The 19,742-nt window shown below is 41.1% G+C and carries 17 protein-coding genes; 14 read left to right on the plus strand and 3 right to left on the minus strand.

What is annotated here, in order from left to right; all coding sequences use genetic code 11:
• Nucleotide 1: 1 nt before the first annotated feature.
• Nucleotides 2-1,120: an AbrB family transcriptional regulator gene (locus ABEQ24_RS01195; protein WP_430005056.1), complete on the minus strand. Its 1,119-nt coding sequence runs from the start codon at nt 1,118-1,120 to the stop codon at nt 2-4.
• A gap of 152 nt (nt 1,121-1,272) precedes the next feature.
• On the opposite strand from ABEQ24_RS01195, the gene ABEQ24_RS01200 reads away from it, so the two are divergent.
• The 6 genes from ABEQ24_RS01200 to ABEQ24_RS01225 all read left to right on the plus strand — a co-directional run bounded on the left by ABEQ24_RS01200 (nt 1,273) and on the right by ABEQ24_RS01225 (nt 8,710).
• A complete protein-coding gene (locus tag ABEQ24_RS01200) occupies nt 1,273-2,145 on the plus strand; it encodes a LysR family transcriptional regulator (RefSeq protein WP_430005057.1) in 873 nt (290 codons plus the stop codon).
• Nucleotides 2,146-2,261: 116 nt separating this feature from the next.
• The gene (locus ABEQ24_RS01205; RefSeq protein WP_430005058.1) at nt 2,262-3,947 is read left to right on the plus strand and encodes a PrpR N-terminal domain-containing protein; all 1,686 of its coding nucleotides are present in this window, start codon (nt 2,262-2,264) and stop codon (nt 3,945-3,947) included.
• Nucleotides 3,948-4,169: 222 nt separating this feature from the next.
• On the plus strand, nt 4,170-5,141 hold the full coding sequence (locus ABEQ24_RS01210) for a 2-keto-3-deoxygluconate permease (protein ID WP_430005059.1): 972 nt from the start codon (nt 4,170-4,172) through the stop codon (nt 5,139-5,141).
• A 115-nt stretch (nt 5,142-5,256) separates the two neighbouring features.
• The gene (locus ABEQ24_RS01215; protein WP_430005060.1) at nt 5,257-6,546 is read left to right on the plus strand and encodes a four-carbon acid sugar kinase family protein; all 1,290 of its coding nucleotides are present in this window, start codon (nt 5,257-5,259) and stop codon (nt 6,544-6,546) included.
• Nucleotides 6,543-7,544 (plus strand): 4-hydroxythreonine-4-phosphate dehydrogenase PdxA, encoded by a 1,002-nt coding sequence (gene pdxA / locus ABEQ24_RS01220; RefSeq protein WP_430005061.1) that lies wholly within the window; start codon nt 6,543-6,545, stop codon nt 7,542-7,544. The genes ABEQ24_RS01215 and pdxA overlap by 4 nt, the downstream gene beginning before the upstream one ends.
• A gap of 299 nt (nt 7,545-7,843) precedes the next feature.
• Nucleotides 7,844-8,710: a PPK2 family polyphosphate kinase gene (locus tag ABEQ24_RS01225; protein ID WP_430005062.1), complete on the plus strand. Its 867-nt coding sequence runs from the start codon at nt 7,844-7,846 to the stop codon at nt 8,708-8,710.
• 115 nt (nt 8,711-8,825) lie between these two features.
• On the opposite strand, the gene ABEQ24_RS01230 is transcribed toward ABEQ24_RS01225, so the two are convergent.
• Nucleotides 8,826-9,401: a DUF2179 domain-containing protein gene (locus ABEQ24_RS01230; protein ID WP_430005279.1), complete on the minus strand. Its 576-nt coding sequence runs from the start codon at nt 9,399-9,401 to the stop codon at nt 8,826-8,828.
• 278 nt (nt 9,402-9,679) lie between these two features.
• On the opposite strand from ABEQ24_RS01230, the gene ABEQ24_RS01235 reads away from it, so the two are divergent.
• The 6 genes from ABEQ24_RS01235 (at nt 9,680) to ABEQ24_RS01260 (ending at nt 15,840) form a co-directional block, all read left to right on the plus strand.
• Nucleotides 9,680-10,375: a sigma factor-like helix-turn-helix DNA-binding protein gene (locus tag ABEQ24_RS01235; protein WP_430005063.1), complete on the plus strand. Its 696-nt coding sequence runs from the start codon at nt 9,680-9,682 to the stop codon at nt 10,373-10,375.
• 30 nt (nt 10,376-10,405) lie between these two features.
• Complete coding sequence (gene clpP / locus ABEQ24_RS01240) at nt 10,406-10,987, plus strand: ATP-dependent Clp endopeptidase proteolytic subunit ClpP (RefSeq protein ID WP_430005064.1); 582 nt, start codon at nt 10,406-10,408, stop codon at nt 10,985-10,987.
• 533 nt (nt 10,988-11,520) lie between these two features.
• The gene (locus ABEQ24_RS01245) at nt 11,521-12,081 is read left to right on the plus strand and encodes a shikimate kinase (RefSeq protein WP_430005065.1); all 561 of its coding nucleotides are present in this window, start codon (nt 11,521-11,523) and stop codon (nt 12,079-12,081) included.
• Between the two features lie 288 nt (nt 12,082-12,369).
• Nucleotides 12,370-12,873 carry an RNA polymerase sigma factor gene (locus ABEQ24_RS01250; protein ID WP_430005066.1) on the plus strand — a complete coding sequence of 168 codons (504 nt, stop codon included), beginning with the start codon at nt 12,370-12,372 and terminating at the stop codon, nt 12,871-12,873.
• Nucleotides 12,874-13,016: 143 nt separating this feature from the next.
• Nucleotides 13,017-13,412 (plus strand): hypothetical protein, encoded by a 396-nt coding sequence (locus tag ABEQ24_RS01255; RefSeq protein ID WP_430005067.1) that lies wholly within the window; start codon nt 13,017-13,019, stop codon nt 13,410-13,412.
• A 151-nt stretch (nt 13,413-13,563) separates the two neighbouring features.
• The gene (locus ABEQ24_RS01260; RefSeq protein ID WP_430005068.1) at nt 13,564-15,840 is read left to right on the plus strand and encodes a choice-of-anchor I family protein; all 2,277 of its coding nucleotides are present in this window, start codon (nt 13,564-13,566) and stop codon (nt 15,838-15,840) included.
• A 76-nt stretch (nt 15,841-15,916) separates the two neighbouring features.
• On the opposite strand, the gene ABEQ24_RS01265 is transcribed toward ABEQ24_RS01260, so the two are convergent.
• Nucleotides 15,917-17,452 (minus strand): glycine betaine uptake BCCT transporter, encoded by a 1,536-nt coding sequence (locus tag ABEQ24_RS01265; RefSeq protein WP_430005069.1) that lies wholly within the window; start codon nt 17,450-17,452, stop codon nt 15,917-15,919.
• Nucleotides 17,453-18,026: 574 nt separating this feature from the next.
• On the opposite strand from ABEQ24_RS01265, the gene ABEQ24_RS01270 reads away from it, so the two are divergent.
• Entirely contained in the window at nt 18,027-18,305 is a 279-nt protein-coding gene (locus tag ABEQ24_RS01270; RefSeq protein ID WP_430005070.1) for a YhdT family protein, read from the plus strand.
• Complete coding sequence (gene panF / locus ABEQ24_RS01275; RefSeq protein ID WP_430005071.1) at nt 18,302-19,741, plus strand: sodium/pantothenate symporter; 1,440 nt, start codon at nt 18,302-18,304, stop codon at nt 19,739-19,741. Before ABEQ24_RS01270 ends, panF begins: the two co-directional genes overlap by 4 nt.
• The last annotated feature ends 1 nt before the right edge of the window (nt 19,742 follow it).

The following is a 19,742-nucleotide window of genomic DNA, read 5'->3' on the forward strand; positions in this document are numbered from 1 at the left end:
TTCATGAGGCAGAAGCCTGCGATTGTTTCTTCTTCTTACATTCTAAGACATGCAAGCACTTAAAGAAAGGAGGAAGAATCATACAGACAGCGACGATCCGCAGGACCTGAACTGCCGCAACAAATGTTGAATCGGCATGAAAAACGACAGCGGCGGTTGTCATTTCTGCAATGCCGCCGGGGGCAAATGCGAGAACAGAGGTGATGAATGGCAGGTCTGTTGCAGCTGATACAAGATAAGCACAGAAGAACATAGCGAGCACTAGGCCTGTTGTGCTTAAAAATGAGATGAACAGCGTTTCTTTTAACCCGATGAACATCCTTTTATGAAAACGGGAGCCAATGCTTGCACCGATTAACAGCTGTGAAAGAATGAAAAACTCATGCGGCCACCAGGCTGAGAGATCATAACCGGCTGCGGAACTGATAGACTTGATCAAACCTGCACCGATCATTGGCCCAATCAGCCATGGAGCAGGAAATTTTAATAAATGAAACGTGTAAGTGCCAAGCCATGCGGCAAGCAAGAAGACCGCAGTACCAAGCAAATCTTCGAATTTAAAAAGATAAACGGCAGATGAAACCGTGTCCTGAACAGGGCTTCCAATCCACATAAAGAGCAGAAGCGGAATGGAAAGGACGACAATGAATATGCGCATGGTTTGAATGATGCTTACCATACCTGTATTTGCACCTGCTTCTTCTGCCATACTGGGCATCGCTGATAAACCTCCTGGTGCTGAGGCGAAAAAACTCGTCAGCATATCAAGTCTGCTGTACTTCCATAAAATCAGGCCGGACAGCATAGCAAAGAAAAGAGAAAGCAGCAGCATCATCATCACAATCAGCCAATTCTCTTTGAAAATAGTTAAAACAGAATCATTCAGCTTCATGCCAAGTTCTATCCCCAAGATTCCCTGACCAATTAACAGCCAATGATTTGGAACACCTGTATCCGGCATCTTCAGCCATTTCGGACTTGTGATTGAAAGAAATGCTGCTGAGAGAAGTGTGCCAATCATCCAGCCGACCGGAACCCCTGTGAGGGAAAATAGAAATCCGCAAGCCCCGCATACGGCCATAAAGAAAATACATTGTAGAAATTCCCTGTTTTCTTTCATTGAAGCTCCTTCTTTCCATATTTTCATGCAGTGAACAAACGAATCACCAACTTATTAAACCAAATATAGTATACTTTCAGATATAAATAAAATATTGATTTATTATTCTTATCCATAAATATAGCTGATGTCTAAATAAGGGGGCAGTGAGGATGGATGAACGGGACTGGCTGGTTTTACAGACGCTTTATCGTGAAAAAAACATCACAAAGGCTGCCCAGCATTTATATATTTCGCAGCCTGCATTGACGAATCGCCTGCAGCAGCTGGAAAAGGAATTCGGGGTGACCATTGTTCACAGGGGAAGACGCGGCGTTCAATTTACGCCACAAGGCGAATATTTGGCGAAATGCGCCCATGATATGCTGTCTGCCATGCAGAAAATAAAAGAAAATGTCCTCAATATGGAGGATAACGCGGTTGGAACATTAAGGCTTGGCGTGTCTAATTTCTTCACAGATTATAAGCTTCCCAATCTCTTAAAATTATTCAAAGAGCAGTACCCGAATGTGGAATTTAAGGTAACGACCGCATTCAGCAGCGAGATCGCCCATTTAATTTACAGCGGGGATGTCCACATCGGGTTTGTCAGGGGTGATTACAGCTGGAAAGGGCAAAAGCGTCCGCTGTTTGAAGAAACTTTGTGCATTGCTTCAAAAAATGAAATCGATATCTCAAAACTCCCTGATCTCCCGAGAATTGATTATCATACAGACCCGTTGCTGAAAACAGCCGTAGATCATTGGTGGTCAGAGCATTTTACGCAGCCCCCATTGGTAAGCATAGAAGTGGATAAAGCCGATACGTGCAAAAAAATGGTTGTAAATGGATTGGGCTATGCTATTTTGCCAAGTATGATAGTAAGTGATGTTGATGACCTGCATAAGATTGTTATTGAAACCGCTGAAGGAAAGCCAATCATCCGCAAAACGTGGATGTTTTTCCGCGAGGAATCCATGCAGCTGAATATAGTGAAGGCATTTGTTGATTTTATCGGGGAATTGGATTTGGAGAATGAGGTTTAGACCATTTGCGAGGTGAAGTATTTGATTTTCACCTGATCATTTCAGCGTCCTTCAAGTTTTATGATAAAATACAGGGTGATACGATGGATAAATGCTAGCAAAAGGCAGGAATGGAAATGAAAATAAAAATACATATAGTGGTGCCGTATGAAGCGATGATCCCTGTGATTCAGGAATGCATTCCTCTATTTCCTGCACTTGATATTACTTATTCACTTGGGGATTTAGAGGAAGGTGTTATAAAAGCGATTTATGCTGAGAAAAATGGAGCAGATATTCTTATTAGCAGGGGCGGTACAGCTCAATTAATTAAGAAAAATGTCCGGATTCCTGTTTTGGATATGCATCTTTCCGGATATGACATGATTCGGTCGCTTTCTTTAGCAACGAATTTGGAGAGAAAGACGGCGATTGTGGGCTTCTCAAATATCACCTCAGGGGCTAAAGCTATTATTGACTTATTAGATCTGCCATTGCAGGTATTCACAATTTCTGATCAGTCAGAGGTAGCTCCATTAATTTTAGAATTAAGAAACGCTGGCTATGAGCAAATTGTCGGTGATGTCATTACATTGAAAACCACCATAGCATATGGTCTCAAGGGTTTTTTAATTCAATCGGGCAAAGAGTCGATTATGGCTTCAATTGAGGATGCAGAGATTCTCTATCGTTATCTGCAAGAAAAAAACAATGTCACAAAGGTCATGGAGCAATTTATCTTAAAAAACAATCAAAATATGATGATTGTCGATGGGCAAAATAAAATCATTTATGAGCACTGGGGGGATTTTCCTTCTAATCCGCTGACAGATGAACATTTATATATATTGACTACAGACCTTGAGCTGAATCAGCCTGAGGTGATGAGAAATCTTATGCATGATGATACGATGATTACTGTAACGGGCAGCTGTGTTCAAGTTGACGAGGAGCGGTACAAGGTCATTGTGGCAGAAAAAAATACAATGTCACTCATCGAGCGAAAAGGACTCACAATTGAGACTGATATTACTAGTGAGCCGATTGCGAATACATCTGTTTCGGTCAAAACGATACTCAATCATATTGAAACACTTTATAAAAGTAATCAGATCACCCTTTTAGAAGGAAGAAAAGGAACCAGCAAGGCCTTTATTACGCATTATATCCATCAAAAGCTTACAGAGGGCGGCATGCTTGTTGCCATTAATTTAAAAGAATTTGAGCAGGAATATTTGGATAAACTGCCTTTAAATAAGATTCAGACAATCAAGCTTTTGAATACGGAATATGCGCAAGATCATAAAAGGCTTTCCCTCTTTTTAAAGGAATGTCAAAAACATCAGGTTCGTCTTTTCATCGTTTCAGAAAATGGGTTTGTTCCTAAGCTTATTCCAGGACTCAAGCTTACGAAAATCATCATGCCGAATCTTTCTGAAAGAAAAGAAGATATTCGCACTCTAGTGCAATATTTCATTGCATACTACAATCAGAAGTATGGAACAACAGCAGTGAAAATCAATTCTGAGGCATTAAAGTTTTTAGAATGCTATACGTATCCAAATCAGATAGATGATCTGAAAAATTTAATCAAGCAGGTTGCCCTCAATTCAAAGGATTATGTGATCCAAAAGGAATCCATTGAAAAAGCGATTACGAATGAACACCTGCCATCTGAAGACATTCTTCACAAAGGCACCCTCAAGGAAATGGAAAAGGAAATCATTAAAAGGGTACTGAAAGCAGAAAATCATAATCAAACAAAAGCAGCAGAACGATTAGGTATTAATCGTGCAACCTTATGGCGTAAGCTTAAAGAGTAATCTTTATGGCTATGCCATTTTTTATTGGGGGAAGTTAAAACAGGGCTTAATCAAGTTTTTTTTACCATAACTGTTGCAAAATTAAACGGTTAAATCTAAAATAATATTATTCTCTAAAAAAAGTGTTGCTTTTATTAACATTCCATCTTAAGATAATAAATGTAAACGGTTTACTTTAGAACTTCTGTTACTATTTTAAACAATCTTAAGGGGGAAAACGTGATGAGAATTAAAGCAACATTAGATAAAATTCCTGGAGGGATGATGGTTGTTCCGTTGTTATTAGCAGCAACAATCAACACTTTCTTCCCAGATGCTTTACGAATTGGCGGATTTACTGAGTCCTTATTTGTAACCGGTGCCAATACATTAATCGCCCTCTTCCTATTTATTGCTGGTGCACAAATCAGTGTGAAAAACGTTGGGGTATCACTTGGTAAAGGTGCAACATTACTTGCTTTAAAATGGGTGGTTGGGGCCGCTGTTGGTTTAATCGGCTACTTGTTAGCCGATAGTAATGGATTATTCATAGGAATGGCACCGCTTGCAATTATTGCGGCTATGACAAATAGCAATGGCGGCATGTATATGGCGCTTGTGGGTCAATACGGAAAAGAAGATGACAAAGCAGCATATTCACTGTTAGCCTTAAATGATGGACCATTCTTAACAATGGTGGCATTATCCATTTTTGGAACAATGGGGTTTGTTGACGGAATGTTCTCAGCTCAATCCTTCATTGCAGTCCTTCTTCCTATCGTAATCGGTATGATTTTAGGCAACTTAGATCCAGAGCTGAAGGCATTTTTAACAAAAGGCAGTGACATGCTTATTCCATTCTTCGCATTCGCATTAGGTATGGGAATTAACTTCACAGCTATAATTGAAGGTGGATTAGCAGGTATTTTATTAGGTGTAATGACAGTCATCTTCACGGGTGGTTCAGGTTACTTACTATTTAAATGGATTGGATGGAACCCCCTTGTTGGTGCAGCAGAAGGTACAACTGCGGGTAACGCGGTTGCAACTCCGGCGGCAATCGTGGCAGCGAATGCGTCATTCGCACAATTTGCTGAACTTGCAACCGTTCAAATCGCAGCTAGTGTTGTAACAACAGCAATCTTGCTTCCAATCGTCATGGGCTTTTTAGCAAAACGTTTAGAGGGAAAAGGCAAATTGGCCCAATATGATTAATGGCAGCTAGATGAAGAAGAGAGACATAATGGCTCTCTTATTAAAAAAGAATAAAGAAGTTCAAGGCGCCAATTGCTTGATAGGCGCCTCGTGCTTTTCATGGGAGGGGAACAAAATGAAAGTAGCAATCATAGCAGACGATCTAACGGGTGCTAATGATAGCGGGGTTCAACTAGCACAGCATGGTTTAAAAACTTCTGTATTATTTGACATAGATAAAGAATCCATTCATAACTATGAGGCCATCATTTTTGATACAGACAGCCGTTCCATCGAACGAGATGAAGCCTATCAAAAGGTAAAAGAGGCTGCACATTTTTTAAAGGAAGCGGGCTTTCCCTTCATTTTCAAAAAAATAGACTCTACGATGAGAGGGAATATTGGTGCAGAAATTGATGCCGTCTATGATGTAGTCAAACCGGATTTCATGATGATTGCCCCGGGATATCCAAAAAATAATCGTACAATTTTAAATTCCTCTCATTATTTAAAGGGAGTTCCATTAGCAGAAACGGAAATTTCCAAGGATCCGAAAACGCCAGTTACCCTCTCTTTTTTGCCAGAGCTTTTACAGGAACAAACAAACCGGAAAATTGGTGCGATCACACTCGCTGACTTGGAGCTGGGTCCAGCAAAAATTCAAGAGAAGTTAGATCATTATTGTGAACAAAACATCGCGTACATTATTGTGGATTCAACAGAAGAGCAGCACCTGGAGCAAATTTTAGCTTATACAAAGCAGCTGAGTTACCAATTCTCATGGGTCGGTTCAGCCGGTATTACGAATTATCTTCCAGCTTACTATGATTTGCCTGAACAGCAGCGTGTATTGTCCATACCAAAAAATGAGGGTCCAATTCTTACAGTGGTAGGAAGCGTGAATAAAAACTCAAGAGCCCAGTTAAAGCTATTGCTGGAAAAAACAAATGTGCATCCAATCGCATTTGAATCCTTCAAATCGGTTTCAGATGAAGAGGTCCGTGCAAACGAGATCAGAAGAATCTATAATCAAGCGGTGGAAAAAGCTGAACAGGGCCTAGATGTTGTCATCTATTCCACGGGAGAAACAAATGATATTGAAAAAGCTTGGAAGATAGGACAAGCGAAAGGCCTAACCCGTACCCAGATTAGCAATGAAATCGTAAAAGCTATCGGCTCTGTTTGTGCCGTTCTTTTAGAAAAAGACTTTTTCAAAGGTGTTTCGATGACTGGCGGCGACACGGCAAAACAAATTTGCCATCAATGGGACGTCAAAGGCTTTGAACTATTCGATGAATTAGAAATTGGCGTGCCGATTTCGAAGTTTTTTGGAAATGAACATTTGTATGTGATAACAAAGGCTGGCGGATTTGGATCGCCAGAGGTATTTATCAATGCCATTCACAAATTAAAGGGGGAGCTATGATGTTAAAACCAGTAATAGGGATTACAATGGGAGATGCAGCAGGAATAGGACCTGAAATTATTGTTAAGGCACTTGCGCATGAGGAGGTTTATCGAATTTGCCGTCCTGTCGTTATCGGGGATGCAAAAATTCTGGAACGAGTAAAACCGATTGTTGAATCAAATGCCAAAATTAATATCATTGCCGATCCAGTTGAAGGAACGTACGAATTTGGAACAATTGATGTCATTGATGTAGACATCGTTCCTGCGGAATTGCCATTTGGAGAGGTGTCATCCATTGCTGGACATGCAGCCTTTACATTTATTGCAAAATCGATTGAACTTGCAAAAGAAAGAAAAATTGATTCCATTTGTACCGCGCCGTTAAATAAAGAAGCATTGCACAAAGGCGGTCATATGTACCCGGGACATACAGAAATTTTGGCTGACCTGACGGATACAGAAGATTTCTCCATGATGCTGACAACACCAAATTTAAAAGTGATTCATTTAACAACACATATGGGTCTGATTGATGCAATTAACAGCATCAATCCAGAAAGAACCTATAAAGTCATTAAATTAGCACATGAAACTCTGACACGAGCAGGCTTCGAAAACCCGAGCATCGCTGTTTGCGGCATAAACCCGCATGCGGGGGAAAATGGCTTATTCGGCTACGGAGAAGAAGAGGAAAAATTGCAGCCGGGTATTCAAAAAGCACAGGCAAAAGGAATCAATGTAACAGGACCGCTGCCTGCCGACACACTTTTTTACAGAGCAGGAAGAGGAGACTTTGATATCGTGGTAGCCTGCTATCATGACCAAGGTCATGCCCCAATTAAAGTTATGGGCATTGAGGACGGGGTCAACATCACAGTGGGACTAAAAGGCGGAATCATTCGGACATCCGTCGACCACGGAACAGCCTTCGACATCGCAGGTAAAAACATTGCATCTGAACAAAGTATGCTCGCTGCGATTAACTCAGCCATTGAATTGGCACCTAAGAGATAGGGAGACAGGAGAAGTTCCTGCAAAACCTTTCATGATTGAAATTGTCTATTAAAAAACCCCTTTTTAGATATGTATCGTGAACATTATCGCCCTAATCCGGATTTCCTTGGCATTCAGGAATCCGGATTTTTAGCTTTCATTATTTTTTTAAAAAAAGTTATATGCCTATATACTCTTATCGTTTGCGCTTTCAAAAACGCGGGTAATATAGAGGGAGCCGCTAGAAAAAATTTCTAAATCGCTCTTTCCGAAATGGATATCGAGGTTTCCTTTATTCAAGGAAGATATAGGAGGAACAAATGGACGTAAGCAACTATATGATTGAGGGTAATAAAAAAATTGACTTAAAGAATCACGCAACAACAGAGAATCATGGCTATAAGGAAAAGCAACTGCTTGATCAGCACATTCCGGAAAGCGTCAGCAAGCTGAAAGAATTGCACTGGCGTCTTCATGCAGAAGCGAAAAAAGGCATAGTAGTTGTTTTGCAGGCGATGGATGCCGCGGGGAAGGATGAGGCCATCAGTTACATCTTTTCGAATTTAAATGCACAAGGTTTAAAGACGACTTCTTTTCAAAAGCCATCTGACACAGAGCTTAGCCATGACTATCTTTGGCGGATTCGCGAAGGCCTTCCGGCGAGAGGGCAGATCGGCATCCTTAATCGGTCGCATTATGAAGAAGTCATTGCACCAAGGGTCCATGATTTGCTTGAGGATGAAACTATACCTGACAATAAGGATAAGGAAGAAATCTGGTCAGTGCGCTATCGTCAAATAAATGATTTCGAACGCTATCTGACGGAAAATGGTTTTGAAGTGATTAAATTTTTCTTTCATATGTCGAAAGAAGAACAGAAACATAGATTGCTTGAGCGGATGAAAAACCCGAAAAAGAACTTTGAGTTTTCGTTTAGCGATGTGGAAGAAAGACAGCATTGGGACAGCTACCAGGAAATCTTTGAAGACATGCTGAGCAATACGTCAACGGATTACGCACCATGGTACATCCTTCCGGCGGATGACGAATGGTATTCGCGCTACATTATTACGGAAGTCATGATTGAGTGTCTGGAAAAAATCGATCCGCACTATCCGAAAATTTCAGAAGAAAACCAGAAAAAGCTCGATAAATGTATTGAGCAGCTGGAAAATGAAGAAGACTGAATCGAATATAATTGAACGGAAAAAAACGGGTACAAATTGCTTTGCAATTTATTGCCCGTTTTTTGCTGCAGGTTGCTGTATTTTTCTTCAATCTGGAACCCGTTATGAAATCACATCAGCTTTTTTCCGAATAGGACTCTGCCGGTTCTTTCATTTTTTTCTTCATAAACAGGCTTTGCCGTTTCTTCATTGACTTTGTTAAATAGCCGCCTTTAAATGAGCGGATTTCATAGGACATCATGAAAGCAGTTGGTTCTCTTTCCTGAATAATTCCGAGCAATTCCTCTTCGCGTGACCGTTTAGAGACAATATCCAGGCGGTAGCGGGTAGAATTGATGCCTTGTCCTTCAAATGAAGTTACCCCGAAACCTGCATTTCTTAAATCATTCACAAGCTCCGTGTTTCTCTCCGGAACGTTTACCTGATACGTTATATAGCCGATGGCAAGCTTCTTCTCCAATAAACCTCCGAGCAGCAGGCCGACACTGAATCCGACGACATAAGCGATAATGTTATAAAAGTTTGATAGATCCTGAAAGACAATTCCTAAGCTGATGATGTAGATAATCGCTTCCAATAATCCGACACCGGCTGCTGATTTTGTTTGATTTTTTACAAGAAGGATCGTTCTCATTGTGAGAACCGGAACAAAAATCAGCTGCAATAAAAAGATCAACAATGCTTGAAGCAACATGTAAAAAAACTCCTTCTTCCTGACATACGGAAAGCTTAACATATTTTCTATGGATTTTCAGTTATTCTTAATCATTCATAAAATTACCAGGAAACCTATTGGATGCAATTCCCGCAGTCGTTATCCTTCTCATTTGTTAATAACATCACGTTTATTTTCAATTAAATGGTCAAAACCCTTTTAAGTTGTATAAAATAAAAATAAATAACTGACCCGTATCTTTTCTTCCCCCTTCATTCGTTTAAAAAGCAGAGAGGTTTAAAAGGAGTGAGATCATGCACGGTAACAGGCTGTCAGACTTAGAAAAACAGGGGTGGCAAGCGTCCGAAATGCTTGAGTATTATCCAAAATTACAGCAATATTGCCAGTTTCTGACCCAGAACAAACATGACGGGGAAGATGTCGCCCAGGATGTGATGGTAAAAGCGTTTCTAAAATACGATCAAGAAAAAATCAGCAGTGCCTTACTCAATAAGATGGCGTATCATCATTGGGTTGATTTGACTCGAAAACGAAAGAAAGAATCTCTCGGGGAACTCCCTGAATTGAGTGCCCGCGATCATGCATCCCGAATGAATGAGCTGTCTGAACTACTTGATCATTTAATGGCGAAGTGCACACCAAAGCAAGCTGTTCTTTTCCTGCTGAAGGAAGCATTTCAATATCAGGCTAATGAGCTTGCCGAAATGCTTGATACATCCGAAACTTCAATAAAATCCGCATTGTTCCGGGCAAAGAAACGATTGGCAAAGGATAAGAAAGATGCTGATTCCTTTTGGGATGAGGAAGAACGCGAGCTATTGTCTGACTTGATGTATACGTCGCTTCAGTTTCAGGACCCTTCTCCTTTGCTTCAGGCATTGCCTGACATTCTTACATTTGAAGGCACTGAAAGTCCGGCACTCATCCTTACAAGTGTGCGGCCTTTATCGAGCTTCTCTTCTTCGGCCTCTCTGTGCATGGCTGCATAGCCTGCAAAATCAAATCGAGGAGGAACTTGAATGAGCACAATACCATATGTCATTGAACAGTCTGGGCGCGGAGAGCGTTCCTATGATATTTACTCCCGCCTATTGAAGGACCGGATCATTATGATCGGGGATGAAATTAATGATCATGTCGCAAACGTGGTTGTCGCGCAGCTCCTTTTTTTAGCCGCTGAAGATAACGAAAAGGACATTTCCATTTATATAAACAGCCCTGGAGGCTCCATTACAGCGGGGTTCGCGATTTTTGATACGATGCAATATATTAATCCCGATGTCAGGACCATCTGTACTGGAATGGCTGCTTCATTCGGAGCGATGCTGCTTTTAGCCGGAACTAAAGGAAAGCGGTTTGCCCTCCCGAACAGCGAAATCATGATCCATCAGCCGCTCGGAGGAGCTCGTGGCCAGGCAACAGAAATCGAAATCTCCGCCCGCCGCATCCTGAAGCTTCGCGAGCACATCAATGAAATCATCGCTGAGCGCACAGGCCAATCCATTGAAAAAGTAGCCAGAGATTCTGACCGTGATTACTACATGAGTGCAGCTGAAGCGAAGGAATATGGGATTATTGACGAGATTATTATTTCGAGATGATAGAGGACGCATATCTGCTGAAAAAGCGGATGTGTGTTTTTTTACGGCTCTTTTCGTAAGGATTGCTGCTTTTAGGCTAGAAGGTATAACCATAAGTGGTGCAGCAGAAGGAACTTGACTTCTTTTGGAGAAATAGAGGGAATGGGTTGATTCCACTTTTCAATGCGAAAACCAAAATGGTGGAAACATAGCGTGTGGTTGATTCCACTTTACTTCGCAAAAACCAAAATGGTGGAAACATAGCAAGTGGTTGATTCCACTTTTCCGTGCAAAAATCCAAATGGTGGAAACAAAGCATGAGGTTGATTTCACTTTTAGTGCAAAAACCAAAATGGTGGAAACAAAGCATGCGGTTGATTCCACCTTACAGTGCGAAAACCAAAATCGTGGAAACAAAGCATGCGGTTGATTCCACCTTACAGTACGAAAACCAAAATCGTGGAAACAAAGCATGAGGTTGATTCCACCTTACAGTGCGAAAACCAAAATGGTGGAAACATAGCGTGCAAATCGAAGAAAGCTGAGGAGAAATGATGAAATTCATCTTACTATTTGGCCCACAGGCAGTCGGCAAAATGACGGTCGGCCAGGAACTTGAAAAAATCACAGATTTAAAACTCTTTCATAATCATATGACGATTGATCTAGTTGCTCCTTTTTTTAGCTATGGTACGCAAGAGGGGAAAAGGCTGGTAAATTTATTTCGGCAGGCAATCTTTGAGGAAGTGTCAAAAAGCAGGTTGCCTGGAATCATTTTTACGTATGTATGGGCATTTGACCAAGCATCAGACTGGAAATATGTTGAGTCGGTCTGCAAGATTTTTGAATCCAAAGGTGGAGAGGTCTGTTTTGTGGAACTTGAAGCAGATATGAAAGAAAGAGTCGTTCGCAATAAAAGTCCTCATAGACTTCATCATAAGTCCACAAAAAGAGATATTAAATGGTCAGAAACCGATTTGAAAACGAGTATGGAAAAGTATAGATTGAATTCGAGCGATGGTGAAATTAAGCGGGAAAATTACATTAAGATTAACAATACACATTTGCCTGCAGAAGAAACGGCGAGATTGATTAAGCACCGATTTCAACTGTAAGCTTATTGTCTATGGTTTTAGGCAGCCTATTTTACATTTAAATACCCGCTAATGAAAACAAATAGAAGGTAAAAAGGGCCGCATAAGGTCCTTTTTGTATGCCCTAATTTCTCCATCGGCATTTCTTAAATTTCTTTAAAAAATCTTAAGAAAAAGTTTCCTTTCATAATGGTACAGGCTGGCATATAATTTGAGGAGTAGAGATAAAAGAGTGAATTTAAACGAAATGTAGAGTTTATAATAAAATGTTAGTTTTACTAGAATAATAGAAAGATGGGTGAGTCAGCCATGCCCCCAGCAGCTGCAGCAAGCGATCAAACTTCTTTTAACGATATCTATCAAACTTATTATACAGTGATTTACCGGATTGCCCTGCGGATGACGAAGGACCCCCATTTGGCTGAGGATATTGCCCAGGAAACCTTTCTTAAGGCATTTTTGAAAATGGACACGATTTTTGAAAAAGAGAAATTGAAAAATTGGCTTTCTTCTATTGCCAGGAGAACGGCGATTGATTTGTTTTTAAGAAAAAAGAGAAATGAGATTACTATTGAAGAACAGCTGGTAGCGGATGAGAGTGAGCAGTTAGAGGATACGATTGACTATTCGCTGTTGAAAGAAAAGACGAAGCAGCTTGTTTCCGGACTGAAATCGGATTACAGGGAAATCATGACGCTGAAACTGTTTTTGGAAATGAAAGATCAGGAAATAGCAGATTACCTTTCCTTGAACATTTCAACGGTTAAAACAAAAATACATAGAGCGCGCAAGGAATTAAAGGCCGCGCTTTGAAAGAGGATGAAGCTCAAAGGAGTTCATTCTCTTTTTAAGGTCTAGTCCTATTTATCAGACATGCAATGGAAATAATTATCAGAATCGTGAAACTTTAACACGGGGATTCCGTATTATCAGGTATAGGAGAGGAGGAAACAGATATGATTTATATCTTCACATTAGTCCTTTATGCAGTAACACTCGGATTCATTGGACTCGGCATCTTTATGCTTTTCACTGGATATGAAAAAAAGAAAACAATCCTTGTCCTGATCATCGCTCTTGTTTTAGTCATTGCGGGCCTGTCAATAAATAAACTTATTCCTGCCTCAGATGGTGAAAGAACAATCGATGTAGACTATAAAGCAGTTTCTGAAATAGATGGGGGTTATCAATGCATTTTGAAAGACGACTACCTGGAAATGGATTTCAGCTATGCAGACGGCGACAAAGTTAAAGCCGAAACGTTCTGTAATCAATTTAATCAAGGGGAAGAGTATACGATAAATTATGTTCGCAAAGATGGGGTTAATCATATACAAGAGTTAAACAAGTAGTGCTGAATGAAAAAAGGGTGTTTTCAAAAACATCCTTTTTTGTATTTTTATTTACAAAAACCAAACAAAAATTTACATAAATTTGATAGTCTCAGACATGGTTTTCACGTTACCCTTTAATTATAGAAAACCAAGTTCAGGAGGAGAATTCATGAAAAACACTGATTTGTTTCGTAAATTCGGCACATTATCTATAGCAGGTGTTTTACTGGCTTCGAGTTTTCCGGCAAGTGATTATTTCGCAAAAGCTGAAACAGCAGCTGATACAGTATCCAGCAAAGAGGGAAATGCTTCTTCCCAAATGATGTCAGGGAATAAAGAAGGCGATGTATCTCTCGATAAAACGATGAAAATATCCGATCTGAAATCAGATAAAGGCCTTAAAGGCAAATTTGCTGCTGTGGAAGGCACGGTGTCAGCAGCAAACGTGAAGGTTCATGCGGATGCCATGCCTGTAACATATATACAAGATGAAACGGGAGGGATAGCTGCTGCAGGACTTGATGCAAAGAAAGGTCAGCGTGTCCGAATAAGCGGGATGGTTCAAGATCAAAAAGGTACTCGTTCCTTATTAACACAGGAAACTGTTTTTATAGATAAAGAAGCAACAGATGTAGAGGAGGTAACTGTTTCTCCTAAAGAAGCAGCCTCAAAAGAAGGTATGCGTGTGAAAGTAAAAGGTGAAATCACTGCTAAAACAGCAGATACACTGACGATTGACGGTGCATTGACTGTCTATGCAGATTCTTCTGCCGGTACTTTGATGGATTACAAAACCGGAGATTTCATTACGGCATCAGGAATGATTGCGTTTGATGAAAAGAAAAAACCGCGCCTGATTATAAGCAGTCTTGAAGATATTGTGAGGAGCGAACCGAAGAAGCCAGATGCTCTTCAGCTGAAAAAGGTGGCAGGCTACAGTACAGGTGCATTGGACAAGGATGGCGGAGTGGCAGAGATTGTGAAATACAATCCTGATAATCAGAAATTTTATGTGATTAATGGGAAAAGCCAAACAATAGATATTGTCAGTTTAAAAGACTTAACTTCTGAAGACGGGCAGGAGCTGAAAAAAGAAAAGTCACTTAATATGGCAGAAGCTGTGAACACGGATACGTTCAATTACGGTGATGTAACAAGCATAGATATCAATCCAAAGCAGAAAGTGATCGCTGCTGCGGTTCAGGAGGCAGACTACACGAAATCAGGCAAAATTGTTGTCATGGATTATGAGGGGAATGTATTAAAAACATTTGCCGCCGGTATCCAGCCGGATATGGTGAAAATGTCAGAAGACGGAAACTTCATTCTGACTGCTGATGAAGGTGAACCTAGAGCAGGACTTGAAAATGGAGTGGATCCAGAAGGCTCGGTAACTATAGTGAATTATGAAACGGGTGAAGTGAAAAAGACAAAATTTAATGATGCAAAAGTGATTGACCGCCATGTTCACATCCGGAATAACGGAAATAAAGCAGATGCGGTACATGACTTGGAGCCAGAATATCTTGCTTTGACTAAAGACGGGAGCAAAGCTTATGTGACCCTTCAAGAAAACAATGCAATTGCGGCCATTGACGTGGCCTCAGGAAAAGTGAAATCAGTGAAATCTCTCGGGTACAAGGATCATTCAATGCCTGGAAATGAGCTGGATGCTGCACGCAATAACAAAATTGAGATGGAGCGGCTTCCGATTTTAGGTGCCTATATGCCGGACTCCATTGCCCACGTGGAAATCGGAGGAGTCAGCTACCTTGTTACGGCAAATGAAGGGGATGCCACAGAATGGGAAGAGTTTGAAAACATTAAGGACTTTTCAGAGGTGAAGAACAGCATCAAGCCTAAATCTAATCTATTAAAAGGAATGTCTGCTAAAGAAGCAAAAACTGCTTTTAATAAAATGAAGAACTCGGGCGAATACGATAAACTCGAAGTGCTGACTGACAGAGGCAGCGACGCCGTATATACGCTCGGCGGAAGGTCATTCTCCATTTGGAAAGCTGACACGATGGAGCTGGTTTACGACAGCGGGAGCGACTTTGAAAACATAACAGCAGAGCGCTATCCTGAATACTTCAACTGGTCGAATGATGATAGCGCCTTTGAGAAGCGCAGTGCAAAAAAAGGACCTGAACCAGAGGATGTAAAAATAGGCATGATCGGTCAAGAGGTGTTTGCGTTTGTAGGTCTTGAGCGGATTGGCGGTGTCATGGCATATAATATTTCAAACCCAGAAGATGCTCAATTTGCAGACTATATTAATACTAGAGATTTTTCAAGTGAAATTGCCGGTGACGTTGCCCCAGAAGGTCTTGAATTTGTTTCTGCAAAGAAGAGTCCGACAGGCCGTCCGCTTGTATTAGTGGGAAATGAAGTCAGCGGAACAGTAGCCGTTAACGAAGTGCAGGCTGCTTCGAACAGCAATTGAATCGATTTTCAAATTCATTTGACTGCCTGCAGATTAATAAAACAGTAGAAACAAAAAAAGCAGAAGCTCCAAGCCGTCAGGCTGGAGTTTCTACTTTTTTCTTTGGCTTTTTAACCGGCACTTGATTCATGCCCAGTTCTTTCGCCTCTTTTGTTAAAGCTTTTATTAAGCTGATGGTCATAAGCGCCATGATGATAGAGAACGGAAGGGCCGCAATGATCATCGTGTTCTGCAGAGCCTGCAATCCGCCTGAATAAAGGAGGACGAGTGCGATTGCAGCTAAGAATACTCCCCAGATCACTTTCACGCTGCCGCTTGGATTTTGAGAACCGTTTGTTGTCATCATGCCAAGGACAAATGTACCTGAGTCAGCTGATGTGATGAAGAACGTGCCGACCAGCAGCATCGCAATAATAGAGAGAATCGTGCCCATCGGGTAATTCTCAAATACACCGAATAGGGATTCTTCTGTTGCAAGTGCTGAAATCTTAGCAATCCCCTCATGCTCAAGCAAGATGGCAGATCCGCCAAAAGTTGAGAACCAGATAAATCCGATAAGTGATGGAATCAGCAAGACGAATACAACAAATTCACGAATGGTTCTTCCTTTAGATACACGGGCAATAAAGATACCGACAAAAGGAGACCATGCAATCCACCATGCCCAGTAGAAAATCGTCCAGCCATTGATCCAGCTGCGGTTTTCTTCATTTAATGGCGAGATGCGGAAACTCATGTTCAAGATATTTTGGAGGTACGTTCCAAGCGTGTCTGTGAACAGGTTTAGTGTAAATAGCGTTGGTCCAAAAATGAACATTAACATAAAGAGTGCAAAAGCTAAAATCATGTTTGCGTTACTTAAGATTTTAATTCCTTTTCCAAGTCCGCTAAGTGCAGAAATAATGAAAAGAATGGTAAATACTGCAACAATGATAAATTGAACGACCATGTTTGAAGGGATGCCATATAAGAAGGATAAACCTCCGTTGATTTGAACCGCTCCAAAACCTAAAGTAGTCGCTACACCGATGACAGTCGCAATAACGGCAATCACGTCAATCGCTTTTCCAATCGGTCCATTTGCATGGCGGCCGATGATTGGTTTAAGTGTTGCGCTGATTAATCCAGGCTCGCCTTTTCGGAAAGTAAAGTAAGCAAGAACCAGTGCAACGATTCCATAAATGGCCCATGCATGTACACCCCAATGGAAAAAGGTAAATCTCATGGAGTTGCGAATTGCCTGATCTGTGCCTGTTTCACCAGTTGGAGAACTTAATGCATAATGGCTGATCGGTTCAGCCGCTCCCCAGAATACAAGACCTATTCCCATTCCCGCACTAAAGAGCATTGCAAGCCAGGTTGGGCGTGAAAACTCAGGCTTATCCTCCGGTTTCCCAAGTTTAATCCGGCCAATCGGACTTACGAGCAAATATAAGCAAACAAAAACAAACGCGGTAACTACAATCAGATAATACCATCCCAGTTTATCTGTGATAAATCCCTGCATACTGCCTGTGACACTCTCTAGTGATGATGGTGAAACTACACCAATCAAAACGAGAAGGGTCAAAATGGCAGCTGATACGTAAAATACAGCTGAAACATTTTTCATATTAAAATAAAAACTCCCATCTTTGATAGATTCGCAGAGGGCTTTACTTCAATTGGAAAACACAAAAACATGCAAAACCAACGATTACATTTCTTTCTTTTTTTATGAAGCAATAGTAACTAACCCTTAAAGATTGCGTTAATAAAATACGTTAACTAATCATTCTCACTTAGCTATTATTTCCTCATGAACACTAAGCTGCCCGAACATTAATTCAGGCATAGTACATCTGGATGGATGTTTGGTTATTTGTTTGTTTGCCGCGCGGACATCTTGCTCGAATGCGGGGGATCTTGATGGTTTTCTAAAAAAGGCACTTCAACAGTATACACTACTTAAGCAGAAAATGTCTTTTCCTGATGAGTCTTTTAACAAAATTGTAATTGGTAGAAAGGTAGGATGTTTTGCAGGTTTTTGTGTTTTCGAAGCAAAGCTCTGTGTACAATTCCCCATTCTGGTGGGGTATAAACCTGTTTTTGTGAAAAAATGCACATGAAAATCTGTAATGAATATTCTCTAAAAGACAGATATAATAAAAACTAGATTTGCGAACTGTGCTAAAAGGAGATATGAGATGAAAAAAAAAGAAGATGTACGTTTTAAGATTGCTCATAAAGAAGCCAAAATTGGAATTGGTCTTGTTCTTTTTAATTTTATTTGGTGGTTTGGCTTCGCTTATGGGCTCGGTTCAGGCGATCCTGCATCTTACCGGTACATACTCGGATTGCCAGAGTGGTTTTTTTATAGCTGTGTACTTGGATTTATTGTGATGACGGCACTTGTCATCATCTGTGTGAAATTCTTTTTTAAGGAAGTATCGTTTGAGGAAGAGGAAGAAGGTGATATCGAATGAATTGGGCAGTTATTTTTCCGTTATTCCTCTTTTTAGTTCTCATTTTCTTCGTCGGTTTTTGGGCTAATCGTTTTGTGAAATCCTCTGATTCTTTTCTGCAGGAATATTTTCTTGGCGGAAGACAGCTGGGAGGATTTGTGCTTGCGATGACGATGATCGCGACATACGGAAGCGCGAGCAGCTTTATCGGCGGACCGGGTGTTGCCTACACACGGGGGCTTGGATGGGTGCTCTTATCCATGGCACAGCTTGCAACAGGATATTTTGTGCTGATGGTGCTTGGGAAAAAGTTTGCGATTATGGCGCGGCAGTACAAGGCGATTACGCTGATTGATTTTTTGAAAGAACGATATAAAAGCCATGCGGTCGTCATGATTTCAGCCATCAGTATTATTGTCTTTTTGTTCTCGGCGATGGCCGCTCAATGGGTTGGCGGTGCAAGATTAATAGAATCGCTGACTGGTTTGTCTTATACAACCGCTTTGTTCATATTTGCTGTTTCTGTTCTAGTGTATGTAATTATCGGCGGATTCAGGGCGGTCGCGCTGACAGATGCGGTACAGGGTGTCATTATGTTTGTTGGAACGCTGGTTCTGCTTGTGGCAACAATTATTGCAGGCGGAGGAATTTCAAACATTATGGCAGAACTTGTGGCAGAAAATCCGAACCTTGTCTCTCCTTACGGGGCTGAGCGCGATTTAACTCCGCTTTATGTTTCTTCTTTTTGGATACTCGTTGGTGTCGGTGTTGTCGGCTTGCCGCAAATTACTGTCAGAGCTATGTCCTACAAAGATTCCCGTTCAATGCACAGAGCCATCATTATCGGTACAGCTGTCATCGGCTTTATTATGCTAGGCATGCACTTAATCGGTGTTTTTGCCCGGCCAATTCTTCCTGGTGTAGAAGTGGGAGATCAGGTAATGCCGATGCTGACGCTGAAAGTATTGCCGCCGATTCTTGCAGGGCTCGTCCTTGCTGCTCCGATGGCTGCAATCATGTCGACCGTTGATTCTCTGCTGATTTTGGTCAGCTCAGCGATCGTAAAGGATATTTATTTAAACTATATTAAACCTGAAGCTACGGAAAAACAGGTGAAAACCACAAGCTTCTGGGTAACAAGCATCATCGGGATTTCCGTAGTGCTGTTTGCATTAAGCCCGCCTGAACTGCTGATTTGGCTGAACTTGTTTTCCTTTGGCGGACTCGAATCGGTTTTCATCTGGCCAGTTGTTTTCGGCTTATACTGGAGCGAAGGAAATAAATACGGCGCCGTTTCATCCATGATTTTTGGCATGGGTTCATATATTCTTCTTGACAGGCTGCATCCAAATGCGCTCGGCATGCATACCGTTGTGCTTCCGATTCTGATTTCATTTTGTGCCTATGTTGCTGTAAGTCTGCTAACACAGCGACTAAATGTTCAGTTAGAAAAATAAA

The organism is Metabacillus idriensis, from assembly GCF_050483325.1.
GTDB lineage: Bacteria > Bacillota > Bacilli > Bacillales > Bacillaceae > Bacillus_P > Bacillus_P idriensis_A.

What these genes read in the sequence shown, in the direction of transcription:
- ABEQ24_RS01265 (WP_430005069.1), bottom strand. Translation starts at nt 17,452, where the DNA reads ATGAAAAATGTTTCAGCTGTATTTTACGTATCAGCTGCCATTTTGACC.
- panF (WP_430005071.1), top strand. Translation starts at nt 18,302, where the DNA reads ATGAATTGGGCAGTTATTTTTCCGTTATTCCTCTTTTTAGTTCTCATT.
- pdxA (WP_430005061.1), top strand. Translation starts at nt 6,543, where the DNA reads ATGATGTTAAAACCAGTAATAGGGATTACAATGGGAGATGCAGCAGGA.
- ABEQ24_RS01260 (WP_430005068.1), top strand. Translation starts at nt 13,564, where the DNA reads ATGAAAAACACTGATTTGTTTCGTAAATTCGGCACATTATCTATAGCA.
- ABEQ24_RS01225 (WP_430005062.1), top strand. Translation starts at nt 7,844, where the DNA reads ATGGACGTAAGCAACTATATGATTGAGGGTAATAAAAAAATTGACTTA.
- ABEQ24_RS01210 (WP_430005059.1), top strand. Translation starts at nt 4,170, where the DNA reads ATGAGAATTAAAGCAACATTAGATAAAATTCCTGGAGGGATGATGGTT.
- ABEQ24_RS01235 (WP_430005063.1), top strand. Translation starts at nt 9,680, where the DNA reads ATGCACGGTAACAGGCTGTCAGACTTAGAAAAACAGGGGTGGCAAGCG.
- ABEQ24_RS01215 (WP_430005060.1), top strand. Translation starts at nt 5,257, where the DNA reads ATGAAAGTAGCAATCATAGCAGACGATCTAACGGGTGCTAATGATAGC.
- ABEQ24_RS01195 (WP_430005056.1), bottom strand. Translation starts at nt 1,120, where the DNA reads ATGAAAGAAAACAGGGAATTTCTACAATGTATTTTCTTTATGGCCGTA.
- clpP (WP_430005064.1), top strand. Translation starts at nt 10,406, where the DNA reads ATGAGCACAATACCATATGTCATTGAACAGTCTGGGCGCGGAGAGCGT.
- ABEQ24_RS01250 (WP_430005066.1), top strand. Translation starts at nt 12,370, where the DNA reads ATGCCCCCAGCAGCTGCAGCAAGCGATCAAACTTCTTTTAACGATATC.
- ABEQ24_RS01205 (WP_430005058.1), top strand. Translation starts at nt 2,262, where the DNA reads ATGAAAATAAAAATACATATAGTGGTGCCGTATGAAGCGATGATCCCT.
- ABEQ24_RS01245 (WP_430005065.1), top strand. Translation starts at nt 11,521, where the DNA reads ATGAAATTCATCTTACTATTTGGCCCACAGGCAGTCGGCAAAATGACG.
- ABEQ24_RS01200 (WP_430005057.1), top strand. Translation starts at nt 1,273, where the DNA reads ATGGATGAACGGGACTGGCTGGTTTTACAGACGCTTTATCGTGAAAAA.
- ABEQ24_RS01255 (WP_430005067.1), top strand. Translation starts at nt 13,017, where the DNA reads ATGATTTATATCTTCACATTAGTCCTTTATGCAGTAACACTCGGATTC.
- ABEQ24_RS01270 (WP_430005070.1), top strand. Translation starts at nt 18,027, where the DNA reads ATGAAAAAAAAAGAAGATGTACGTTTTAAGATTGCTCATAAAGAAGCC.